Source organism: Acidovorax sp. KPB24-03 (genome assembly GCF_057546605.1).
In genome coordinates, this window is record NZ_BAAJYR010000496.1 from 1 (window position 1) to 2,221 (window position 2,221).

Sequence of the window (2,221 nt, forward strand, 5' to 3'; positions counted from 1 at the left end):
GGCGCCGCAGGGGGAGATCGAGGGGGCGCTGGCGCAGATCTGGGCCGAGGTGCTGGGGGTGCAGCGCGTAGGGCGCAATGACCAGTTCTTCGAGCTGGGTGGTCACTCGCTGCTGTCCACCAGGCTGGTCGCCCGCGTGCAGGACCGATTGCACACCGAACTCACGATCCGCCAGGTCTTTCAGTCCCCGGTGCTGCGGGACATGGCTGCCTTGCTCGTGCCAGCACAGGGCCAACGCCCTGCGGCGCAGGCCCTGTCGGACATCGACGCATTGATTGACAGCATGGAGACCCTTTGATGGAAGCCGTTGCCACCCGCCGCATCGCTGAGCGCTTTTCCCGATTGACGGCCGAACAACGCCGCGTCGTCTACCAGAAAATCCGCGCCGAGGGCCTGAGTCCCCGCCAGTTCCCGATCCTGCCGCGCGATGCCGCATGGCAGGAGCGTTCGCCACTGTCGTATGCCCAGCTTCGCCAGTGGTTCCTCTGGCAGATGGACCCGCAGAGCACGGCATATCACATCAGCGCAGCATTGCGGCTGCGCGGCGCGTTGGACGAGGCCGCGGTGCGCGGCAGCTTGGCCGCACTGGTGGAGCGCCACGAGGCGCTGCGAACGGTCTTTCGCACCGGCGCGCAGGGCGAGGTCGAGCAGGTGGTCGGCACCGCGATGCCGCTGGACTGGCGGGTGGTGGATCTGACACCGCAGCCGGTGGCAACAAGGGAAGCCGCTGCGCTCGCCGAAGCTCAGCGCCTTTGCAATGCGCCTTTCGATCTCACCGCGGGGCCGCTGTTGCGTGCGGCACTGATCCGCCTGGCACAGGACGAGCATGTGATGGTGGTGGTGATGCACCACATCGTGTCCGACGGCGCTTCGCTGCAGGTGATCGTGGACGAGTTCGTCGCGCAGTACCGTGCCCAGGTGTCGGGCGACCCCGTCAGCTTGGCGTCTTTGCCCATCCAGTACGCGGATTACGCCGCCTGGCAAAAGCAATGGCTGGAAGCCGGTGAAATGGAGCGGCAGCTGGCCTATTGGACCCAGCAGCTCGGAGGCGATCAGCCCGTGCTGCAACTGCCGGCCGACCATGCACGGCGGGCCGATGGCCGCTACCGCTCGGCGCGGCACCGCATCGAGTTGGCACCGGATCTGGCGCTGGGGGTGCAGCGCTGTGCCCAGGCCTGCGGTGGGACACCGTTCATGGTGCTGCTGGCCGCATGGCAGATCCTGCTGCAGCGGTGTACGGGGCAGGACGACATCCGAGTGGGCGTGCCCCTGGCCAATCGCCACCGTGTGGAGACGGAAGGCATCGTTGGCTTCTTCGTGAACACCCTGGTGATGCGTGCTGTGGTGGATGACCGCGCCACCCTGCAGTCCGTACTGGCCCGCGTGCAAGAGGCTGCGCTGGGTGCCCAGTTGCACCAGGATTTGCCCTTCGAGCAACTGGTTCAGGCGCTGGGCGTCGACCGCAGCCTGGACCATCCTCCGCTGTTCCAGGTGATGTTCAACCACCAGCGCGGCGATTTCGATGCACTCACCCAGTTGCCGGGCCTCTCGCTGCAGGCCTACGACATCGGTGGGCAGGCAGCGCAGTTCGAATTGACGCTGGACATTCGCGAGCATGCCGATGGCCGGATTCACGCTGCGTTTCATTACGCATCCGGGTTGTTTGATCCGGAGACCATCGAGCGCATGGCCCGCCAGTACCAAGCGGTGCTGCGGGCGCTGACACAACGGCCTGAGCAGGCGGTAGGAGAACTGGACCTGTTGGATATCCGTGAGAGAGAGCGGCTGCAGGGTTGGGCAGAGCGAGGGAGGGGGGCTGAGCCGGTGGGGGAGGGTTCCCTGCACGCGCGGATAGAGCGCCATGCGCGGGCGCGGCCGGATGCCGTTGCCCTGGTGCTGGGCGATCGGCAGCTGAGCTACGGAGAGCTCAACCGCCAGGCCAACCAACTGGCGCACCAGCTCATCGGTCGCGGCGTGGGCCCCGAGGTCCGGGTGGGCCTGGCGCTGGAGCGGGGCCTGGAGACGGTCGTTGGCATGCTCGCCATCCTCGAAGGCCGGGGGGGCCTACGGTGCCCCTGGACCCGCAGTACCCAGCCGACCGCCTGGCCTACATGGCGCAGGACAGCGCCGTGGCCCTGGTGCTCACCCACGAGTGCGTTGCGCCGGATCGCTCGCCTGGGCCGGAAGGCCTGCCCACCCTGGAGCTGGACACCCTGGATGG

At 67.5% G+C, this 2,221-nt stretch carries 2 protein-coding genes; both read left to right on the forward strand.

Features of this window, described 5'->3' with window-relative positions:
* The coding region (locus tag AC27KI_RS23110) for a phosphopantetheine-binding protein (protein ID WP_487116047.1) at positions 1 to 298 on the forward strand (298 nt) is incomplete at its 5' end.
* Positions 298 to 2,221: condensation domain-containing protein (locus AC27KI_RS23115; RefSeq protein ID WP_487116049.1), on the forward strand; the 1,924-nt coding region annotated here is incomplete at its 3' end. The genes AC27KI_RS23110 and AC27KI_RS23115, both read left to right, overlap by 1 nt.